This is a genomic window from Acinetobacter sp. V2, assembly GCF_001188385.1.
Taxonomy (GTDB): Bacteria; Pseudomonadota; Gammaproteobacteria; order Pseudomonadales; family Moraxellaceae; genus Acinetobacter; species Acinetobacter oleivorans.
This window is the reverse complement of record NZ_JZFB01000003.1, coordinates 355,665-365,314: the sequence shown is the minus strand read 5'-3', so window position 1 is coordinate 365,314 and position 9,650 is coordinate 355,665. Positions and strand designations below refer to the sequence as shown.

The following is a 9,650-nucleotide window of genomic DNA, read 5'->3' as shown; positions in this document are numbered from 1 at the left end:
TTGGAGAGAAATGAATGTACCGGGTGAGCAAGAATACCGCACCCGTGGCGTTGCGTACTGCCCACACTGTGATGGCCCATTATTTAAAGGCAAACGTGTTGCCGTGATTGGCGGTGGTAACTCAGGTGTTGAAGCTGCGATTGACCTTGCAGGGATTGTTGAGCATGTAACTTTGGTTGAGTTCGATACAAAACTCCGTGCTGACCAAGTTTTGCAAAACAAACTGCATAGCTTGCCAAATACAACTGTGATTATGAATGCCTTAAGTACAGAAGTGTTAGGTGATGGCTCACAAGTGACTGGTCTTAAATATAAAGACCGTGCGACTGATGAAGAGCATGTGGTAGAGCTTGCAGGGATCTTTGTACAGATTGGTTTACTGCCAAATACTGACTTCTTAAAAGACAGTGAAGTTGAGTTAACCAACCGTGGTGAGATCATTGTGAATGATCGCAACGAAACCAATGTCAAAGGTGTATTTGCTGCGGGTGACTGTACAACAGTACCTTACAAGCAAATCATTATTGCTACAGGTGAAGGCGCTAAAGCCTCACTCTCTGCATTTGATTACATCATCCGTTCTGGGCAATAAAATTTAGTCCAACCACTATGATTTAACCCAAGCCTAGCATTACAAAATGCTAGGCTTTTTTAATATTAGAGTTACAACTCTTTAACAATTTTCGATCTTTATTAATCAGTTAGTTTATGTTTATATTTTATACATCCATATTTGGATGCCATGAATTAGAAGGAAAAACACAATGAATAAATTACTTGTTGCTTTAGGTCTTGCTGCGACCGTTGCCCTTGTTGGATGTAATAAAGATAAAGCTCCAGAAACAGGTGCGACAACGGGTGAACACTTAGAAAATGCTGCTCAACAAGCAACTGCAGATATCAAATCAGCTGGTGACAAAGCTGCAAGCGATATTGCTACTGCAACTGATAATGCTACTGCAAAAATCGATGCTGCAACTGACCATGCTGCTGACGCAACCGCTGAAGCTGCTGCAAAAACTGAAGCAACTGCTCGTAAGGCAACTGCTGATGCTGCCCAAGCTGTTGAAAATACTGCTGCTGATGTGAAAAAAGATGCTCAACACTAATCATCTTTAGTATAAAAAAGCCCCTGTTCATACAGGGGCTTTTTATTAAAGTCTAAAAAACTGATTAAGAAATTAAACCTTCATCACGCATCGCAATTTGTACAGATTGACGTTCTGCTACTTTATTACGTAGAGCAATAATATGTTTATATGGCGTTAAATCATGTTCAATTGAGTTTGACCAGTTTGTTAAAACAAATAGATAAGCATCTGCTGGGCCGAAATTATCATTTACCAAATAATCATAATCAGACTCAGCCAAATAGTTATCGATATATTTTAAAAGGCGATCAATTTCTGCATAAGCTTTAGTTTTTTCATCAGTCGTTAACGGCGCCCCAAAGAAGACTGCATATGCATCATGTAATTCGGAGTTCAAATATCCCAACCATTCCAATACTTTCGCCCGGCCCATCCCCGATGGAGGAATTAAGTCTTGTTTAGGATCATGCTGAGCAAGGAACGGTAAAATCGCAACGTTTTCAGTTAACATTAAACCCGGATTAATTTCTAAAGCTGGTACATATCCTTTTGGATTAATCTCGTAATAATCTGCGCCTTTTTCTGTTTTATGAGTTTTTAAATTTACCCGTTCTAAGTCAAAATCAACATTAATCTCATTTAAAATAATATGTGCAGCTAAAGAACATGCGCCTGGCGAATAATATAATTTCATATCTGATCCTTGTTATCTCATATTAACGTTTTAAATTGCTTCTAGAAAACCTGCAAGGTTTGCACAATTCTTTAATTGTAAAAAAGCGTAAACTTATAAAATACTTACACCATCTAATATTCTTCAAAAAGTCATTCCTTGCAAGTTGTCTTGCGTGACGATTGTTTAAAATATGATAAAACACATTTGCGTCACGCAATTTTTCCGTTAATTACGCTTAAAAAGCTGGCTAAGCCAATTCACTAATTCAGTTAAGAAATCAAAAATCCCATTTTTCTTATCATCGTCAGGATGACTTGAGTCTTTTCCATTTAAATCTAGATCGACAATTACAGGGTCATGGTCCGAAGAGCGATAAGCATCTTCACCATAAAACAATGCCTTTTGCTCATCCGTTTTATATTCTTCGTTGTAATCTAGAACCGTTGGCTCATCTGCATTGATATGCCATGCAAAAGTTCTAACCACTTTTGGATATAAAGCTGCATCAGCAATTGCATGATCTAAGTTACCAGCTCCACCATTGCCGTTGGTATCACTCGCAACACCATACACATAGCTATACGCCTGAGTACCCTGTCCGACCTTAGTGTCATTAAGTAAAACTTTATAGTTCGCTTTTTCAAATGACAAAATAGGCTCTTCTTTTGCGTAACTATTCATATCCCCTACAAGTAAAGCATTTTGCTTTTGCACTTGAGTTGGATTTTTCGCGAGCCATTGCACAATTTGATCAACAGCTTTCACACGAGTTGGGTTCCAACAGCCTTGACCATCTTTTTGGTCTGCGTCAGTAGAGCTAGCATCGACCCCACTACAGCTTTTCGATTTCAAGTGGTTTGGAATAACAGTAAACGTTTTATTCCCACGAACTGCTTGGAAACTTTGCGCCAAAGTTGTTCGGTTCTTATCACCTAAATCAAGCGCAACAGGTTTATTTAAAGGCTTTACACGTTTGCTGTTATAGATAATAGCAACTGCGATCGCATCACCACCTAAACGATCTAGATTTTCAGGAACCACATATTTCCAATCGCTACCTAAAGCTTTGGTCAAATTGGCAATTGCACTGTTAGGCCCATAACCATTGTTCGCAATTTCCATTAAACCGTAAACATCGGCATCAATTGCTTTGAGCGCACTCACAATTTTACGATGCTGTTTATCAAACTCAGCTTGTGTTGTCGCACCACGTTCTGTTGGGAAACCCGTTGCACCATTGTCATAGTTCAAAACGTTAAATGAAGCTACACGAATGTGATTAGCATTTTTAGTAAGGATGCTTTGACGCGGGTTTGTTTGAGTAATAACTTCAGGCTGATTACGTCCAAGCACAGGTTGTACACGCCAACCATTAAAACGATATTCTAAAATACCTTCAGCATTTTTAAGTTGATAACCCGAACGTAGCGTATTGGCAGCGCTAAAATTGCTTGGTAACCAAGGTGTACGGTTTTGATTGTTATAGCCGTCATCAAAAATAATTTTCGATAATAAATTTTTCTGAGCTAGAGCTTTGGCTTCAGGAGATAACGCTGGATATAAATTGGTTGGAATATATAAACGGCCTAGACTCAGCGATAACTCACCATAACGACCGTAATTATAGTTCTCACTCACCGTTAAAGTCTGAGGCAGTTTGACCAACATACCTTGATAACGCTGCGGCGAATTAACTGAGCCACCCGTTAAACTAGCAAACGGAAGTTCGAGGCTAATCGGCTGAACCTGATTTGTCATATTGCTGTTACAGGTTTGAATATCTTGTTGTAATTGATCTATTTGTAGCTGATTTTGATAAGACGTTAAACGGCCACGTAAAATAACCTCATCGCCAACTTGCCCACCTTTTACCGCACTGCTATTTGGAATATAAACAAAAATAGCATTACTGACATTTGCACGTGCTTTTGTGTCTGGTGTCTGAACATAAAAACCAGAGAAACCATTGGCATAACGATAATCAGCTGTAATCACACCACGCACAGTATAAGTCTGGTCTTGAGTTGCTGCTGCCAAGTCAGCAATTGGTGTATCTGAGCTTGAACAACTTACCGTTTCAACAGGAGGCTGAGTTGTAGAACCCGATAAATTTGAAAAGTCATTTCGGTTTGCCCAAGCCGACCATGAATGGTCCAAATCAAATGCTGCGGTTGCATCAACACTTAAAGCTGGGTTTTCTGTTTCAATACGCTTAAAACTATTTCCGAGGCTTGAAACTGCTGTCCCCCATCCCGCTGCTGGGCGTTCACCAATACGACCAAAACGGTCTACGGGCGTTCCTTTATAAACGAGTACAACCGCATCATCTCCATTGAAAGATAAAGCAGCGACCTGATTTACTTTACTTCCAAGCTCAGTTTGCAACTCCGAGCGGCCCACTAAAAACTTCTGCTTACTCGCGAGTGTCCCTTGTAAACGAAAAGCCACAGTCTTTGCTGTACCGCCATTATTAAATTGTTGAATCTCATAATCGGCTAAATTAACCGTAGCGCCATCTGGATTAAAAATTTCCAAGCCTTTTTTATTGCTGCTCCCATCCACATATTGGCTAAACATGAGCTGCGCTTGAGCAACTGAGCTATATGAAAATGCACCTAATGCACTTAAAAAGACCGAAAGTGTTCTTAATTGAAAAGTTTTCATGAGTAAAAGTATTCATATGAGTTTTAATTAGTCTCTTAGAGTAAATATTGATCATGACATCTACATGAAGAAAAACACCGAAACATTTGACTTGATCCCATGAAGACTTAAAATACCGCATTTGAATTTCAATATTGCCAAGGTTATGTCGATCGATCAGTTAGAAACGCAAATTGCAGACTTAGACAATTTGCCTGAACACCGTGAAATTGTGACGTTTATGCGTCGTTCAGCACCACTTAATACGTCTCAACGCACGGCATTAGAACAACATCGCGATTTAATTTTGGAATATCCTGTTGGCGACCTACGTCAACACTTCGAACACCCAGAGCGTCCATTAACTGTTGAAATCGGTTTTGGCATGGGTCGTTCGTTAGTACTTATGGCAAAAGCAAACCCTGAACGTAACTATGTGGGTATTGAAGTCCATGTACCTGGTATTGCTCAATGCCTATATGAAGCGGGCATAGCTGAAGTTAAAAACTTACGTGTACTTGATGCAGATGCAATTCAGGTTTTACGTGAAATGCCAGATAACAGCATTAACTGCGTACAACTTTACTTCCCAGACCCTTGGCAAAAGAAACGTCATTTCAAACGCCGTTTTGTTGCTCATGAGCGTATGCCATTGGTTGAACAAAAGCTTGAGCTTGGTGGTACATTCCACGCTGCAACAGATTGGGAACCGTATGCTGAATGGATGCTAGATGTATTAGATAACCGCCCAGACCTTGAAAACTTGGCAGGTAAAGGCAACAGCTACCCTCGTCCAGATTGGCGCCCAGTGACTAAGTTTGAACGCCGTGGTATTGAGTCAGGTCATAAGATTAATGACTTTATCTTTAAAAAGATTAAGTAAAATTTGACTACCAGATAGCGAAAAAATGAGGGCATTAAATACCAATATTTAATGCCCTTAATGTTTTGAAATTATTTAAAAAGTTAAGATAAAGACCAAAATACTTTTGATCTTATCACCCTAATTTTTAAATAATAATTTGTTGATTATTTATTAGATCATTTAAATTAGCGTTTGTATTATTCAGTGTTAACAACAATGAACTACTATACGTCGTTCCTACACCATCCCTATCAATATATAACTGTGTATTCGAACCACTCACAACAGTTTTTATAAATGGTTCCAAACTAGTAAAGTTATAAGTTCCTGAATAACCAATCAATAAATCGCCAATATCAATTTTGTCTGCATTTGTATTTGATGTCGTATTACCAATAGTAAAATCCGACCAAACATCTGTACCATTTCCACCCAGAGCATCAGATTGAACTAATAATTGATATAGTGCGGTATCAGCCCCCGTTCCGCCGGTAAGTTGATCATTTCCTCCTTGCCCATCCAAAATGTCATTACCAGCTCCACCATTTAAAGCATTTACTCCACTATTACCTGTAAGTGTATTATTTAATGTATTACCTATTGCATTGATGGCTGTTGAACCAGTTAAAGTTAAATTTTCCAAATTACTGCCTAGTGTATAAGTAATAGAACTCAGAACCGTATCCATACCTTCACTAGCATTTTCTGTAACAGTATCACTTGAATTATCAATTACATAAGTATCATTACCTGTACCGCCCAGTAATTTATCAGCACCAACTCCTCCATCCAGATAATCATCACCTGCACCTGCTGTTAAAGTGTTAATTGCACTATTACCAGTCAGTACATTATTAAGTGTATTACCCGTAGCGTTAATAGCACTTGTTCCTGTCAGGATTAAATTTTCCACATTATTACTTAATGTTAGAGACACTGAACTTCGTATAGTATCAGTACCTTCATTAACATTTTCAGTAATTACATCACTTATATTATCAACAACATAGGTATCATTGCCTAGTCCACCTAGTAATTTATCTGCACCTACGCCACCATCCAGATAGTCATCACCAGCGCCTCCTGTTAGAGTATTGATAGCACTATTTCCTGTTATGGTGTTATTCAGTGTATTTCCCGTTCCGTTGATTGCAGTTGTGCCAGTTAATGTAAGATTTTCCACATTATTTGCTAATGTATAAGTAATACTACTTTGAACAGTATCTGTACCTTCATTAAGGCTTTCACTAACAATGTCGGTTGCACTATCTATAATATAGATATCATCACCTTTTCCGCCGTACATTGTGTCGTTACCAGCCCCACCATTTAGAGTATCATTGCCAGATTGTCCATAAAGAATATCATTACCAGCTTGTCCTGTTATTGTGTCATTACCAGATGCCCCATATAAGGTATCAGCATTACTTGTTCCATTTATAGTCTGGTTCTGCACCATAAATGTTAACTTAAACACATCAGAAACCGATTGGTTAGCAATATCTTTTACTGTGATTTTAATATTTAACGGTACTGTATTATCAGGTGAAGTACCACTCAACACTCTTGTAGTTGGGTTGAAGCTAAGCCACGATGGTAATGGAGAGCCATCTTCTAAGGTAGCCGAATACGTTAATGTATCGCCATCTGGATCTTTAAATGTTGTTGTTGGAATTGTATAACTAAATGCTTTAGCATCCGTCACGCTTTGATCTGCAATTGCATTTAACAATGTTGGGGCTTGGTTCGGCAGACTAACTTTTAAATTAAATGAAGTTGCTGTCCCGTAGCCATACATATCTGTTCCCCAATAAAAGAACGATAAGTTGCCAGTCACATTTGTAGGTGGTTTTCCAGATAAAGTTTGGGTTGCTGCATCAAAACTTAACCATGATGGGATAGTTTGATATTGCCCACTACTATCTTTAGTCGTTAAGGTAATTTTGTAACTCAAAGAATCCCAGCTATCCTGATCAACAATAATATTATTAGCAAATTTATAGCTAAATTCAGTTTCCTGATTACTTGTAATTAGAGGTATAGCAGCATTCACAGTTGGAGCATGGTTTGTTAAAGCTCTATTAACCAATGCATCAATATCATTGGTGCCCCAAACGTCGCCAGAGTCAAAAATAATCTGGTCCATTTTATATGTTGTATCTTCGGTATCTACAGCATAATAATTTGAAAGCCAAATATGATCATTTGTACCTTTAAAACTAATGTAGACGCTATCTCCATATTTTTGAGCAGATACATCATTGGCTGAATAACCTTGAATTTTTAATATATTTAAGGCATCAATGCTATCTGCAAAGCTATAGATATCCGTACCTCCACCTTTAACGAAAATATAGGTATCATTCCCTGCTAAACCATCGATATAATTATCTTGCTCATTTCCGACAATGATATTATCAAGATCATTACCAAATCCTGTTTTAGCATTACCTTTTAAAATAAGATTTTCGATGTTATTTTCTAATATCTTATAACTATCTGTTAATACAGGATTTCCATTTTCATCCTGACCAATAAAGCGCGCATCTTGCCAACGCTCAATAGTGTCTACTCCAGAGTCTTCATCTTCAACAACTTGGTCTCCCTCCAAGATGGAGGTATTACCGTTTTCATCAGTTCCAACTGTCTCGGTTATATCAACAACATAATAGTCATTACCTAAACCGCCCTGCATATAGTCACTACCTGCACGGCCGTCGATATAATTATTACCTATATTACCAATAAGATTATTATTTACAGTATTACCTAATAAATAACTATGGCTAAAACCAAATAATTCTACTGCTTCAAATTGACTATTGGCTAAATCGATATTACCTATATCATATCGATAGATAAGTGTGTCATAGCCTCCTGTTTCATTATCTAATTGGAGCTTATCTAGCTCGTCTAATATATATATATCATTACCAGAGCTGCCATATAATATATCTACGCCTTCTCCACCATCCATATATGCGCCATCAGACTTTGCAATTAGAATATCATCTCCTATACCTCCATATAACTGTGCACTTCCAGACAAATTATCATTACCACCTTCACCATAGGCAACTCCACTATTTATTATTATTGAGTCATTACCTTCACTACCATATGCACTACCACTTTTAATTTTTATTAAATCATCACCACTACCACCATTGACAAAACCACTATTTATGATTATTGAGTCATCTCCATCACCTGCATATACATTTCCAGAGTCAATAATATTAATGACATCTAAACCTTCACCACCGTATACATCCCCTATTGTCATAATATTGATAACATCTGAACCTTGCCCGCCGTATACATCTCCGGCACGTATAGTTACCGAGTCATTCCCATCCCCCCCATATACAGCAGTAAGATTATTATTTATTTCAACTTTGTCATTTCCACTACCAGCATAAATATAACTATTATTAGAATATAAAGATACTTCTCTGCTAGTTACCATGCCAGTTATATAATCATCAAAATCCGTATAGTAAAAATCTGTATCTGTTCCGCTTATTATATCAATTAATTTAATATTCGTAATACCAGTTGAATAAGCAAGTGTTCCTGACGAGTAATAATCCACATTTGGAATTGTTACATCTAAATTACCAATTCTATCAAAATCTTCTTTATCATATAGTTCCAGTAAAGAAAAATATTTATTACCATCTTTTGTAAAAGACATTACTCCAGAACTAATATCATATTTTGCTTTTAATAATGTATGTGTAGTAATACTAGAGTTACCATACCTAGCTAATTCCCACAGTACGGACTTATTTAAATATAACAAACCCAAACCATCTTCATCATGAATCCTATAATCTGATCTTATGCCATCTTCAATAGTATAGTAATCATACCCACCGCCACCATATAAATAACTCCCTGTGTCTCCAGCCAAAGTATCATTCCCTTCACCACCATATAAATAGCTATTTTTATTACCTATTAATTTATCATTCCCTTCACCACCATTTATCTCATTTGAAAGACTTGTTGTCGCAAATAGAACATCATCCCCAGATGTACCATTCTTTATAATTAATATTTTTGATAGAATTTTATTATAATCCCAATTTTCTTGATCAAATTGAATATTCTTTAAATTCCTTCTTACATCAAAATCCGTTATTGTTATATAGTTTTCCAACGAATAATAAATTCTTAAATCATTTCCTGCCATACTTAATTTAATTGAATTTGGTGATATATTATTAAACTGGATAATACTTTCATCCAGATCATCAATAATATCTAATCCACTATTTATGTCAAAAGTATATTTATCTTTTCCTATACCGCCTTGCAATATATCATTACCTTCGCTACCATCTAGAAAATCATCTCCTTCTTCTCCAAA

The 9,650-nt window shown here is 37.1% G+C and carries 6 protein-coding genes; 3 read left to right on the top strand and 3 right to left on the bottom strand.

Features of this window, described 5'->3' with window-relative positions; translation table 11 throughout:
• The coding region (locus UC75_RS21595; protein ID WP_228137347.1) for an FAD-dependent oxidoreductase at positions 1 to 592 on the top strand (592 nt) is incomplete at its 5' end.
• Positions 593 to 764: 172 nt separating this feature from the next.
• Positions 765 to 1,109 (top strand): hypothetical protein, encoded by a 345-nt coding sequence (locus tag UC75_RS12535; protein WP_005303582.1) that lies wholly within the window; start codon positions 765 to 767, stop codon positions 1,107 to 1,109.
• 64 nt (positions 1,110 to 1,173) lie between these two features.
• Here UC75_RS12535 and UC75_RS12530 read toward each other — a convergent pair whose 3' ends face one another.
• Both UC75_RS12530 and UC75_RS12525 read right to left on the bottom strand, forming a co-directional pair.
• Positions 1,174 to 1,785, bottom strand: a complete 612-nt coding sequence (locus UC75_RS12530) for a glutathione binding-like protein (protein WP_003652661.1) — start codon at positions 1,783 to 1,785, stop codon at positions 1,174 to 1,176.
• Positions 1,786 to 1,992: 207 nt separating this feature from the next.
• Complete coding sequence (locus UC75_RS12525; protein WP_049837790.1) at positions 1,993 to 4,431, bottom strand: ExeM/NucH family extracellular endonuclease; 2,439 nt, start codon at positions 4,429 to 4,431, stop codon at positions 1,993 to 1,995.
• A gap of 145 nt (positions 4,432 to 4,576) precedes the next feature.
• Between UC75_RS12525 and trmB the strand changes: the two genes are divergently transcribed.
• On the top strand, positions 4,577 to 5,293 hold the full coding sequence (gene trmB, locus UC75_RS12520; protein WP_004642023.1) for a tRNA (guanosine(46)-N7)-methyltransferase TrmB: 717 nt from the start codon (positions 4,577 to 4,579) through the stop codon (positions 5,291 to 5,293).
• A gap of 127 nt (positions 5,294 to 5,420) precedes the next feature.
• Here the strand turns inward: trmB and UC75_RS18905 are convergent.
• Positions 5,421 to 9,650: putative Ig domain-containing protein (locus UC75_RS18905; RefSeq protein WP_171249502.1), on the bottom strand; the 4,230-nt coding region annotated here is incomplete at its 5' end.

Excerpts from the sequence above, each read along its gene's own strand:
- UC75_RS12535 (WP_005303582.1), top strand. The coding sequence starts at position 765 with ATGAATAAATTACTTGTTGCTTTAGGTCTTGCTGCGACCGTTGCCCTT.
- UC75_RS12530 (WP_003652661.1), bottom strand. The coding sequence starts at position 1,785 with ATGAAATTATATTATTCGCCAGGCGCATGTTCTTTAGCTGCACATATT.
- UC75_RS12525 (WP_049837790.1), bottom strand. The coding sequence starts at position 4,431 with ATGAAAACTTTTCAATTAAGAACACTTTCGGTCTTTTTAAGTGCATTA.
- trmB (WP_004642023.1), top strand. The coding sequence starts at position 4,577 with ATGTCGATCGATCAGTTAGAAACGCAAATTGCAGACTTAGACAATTTG.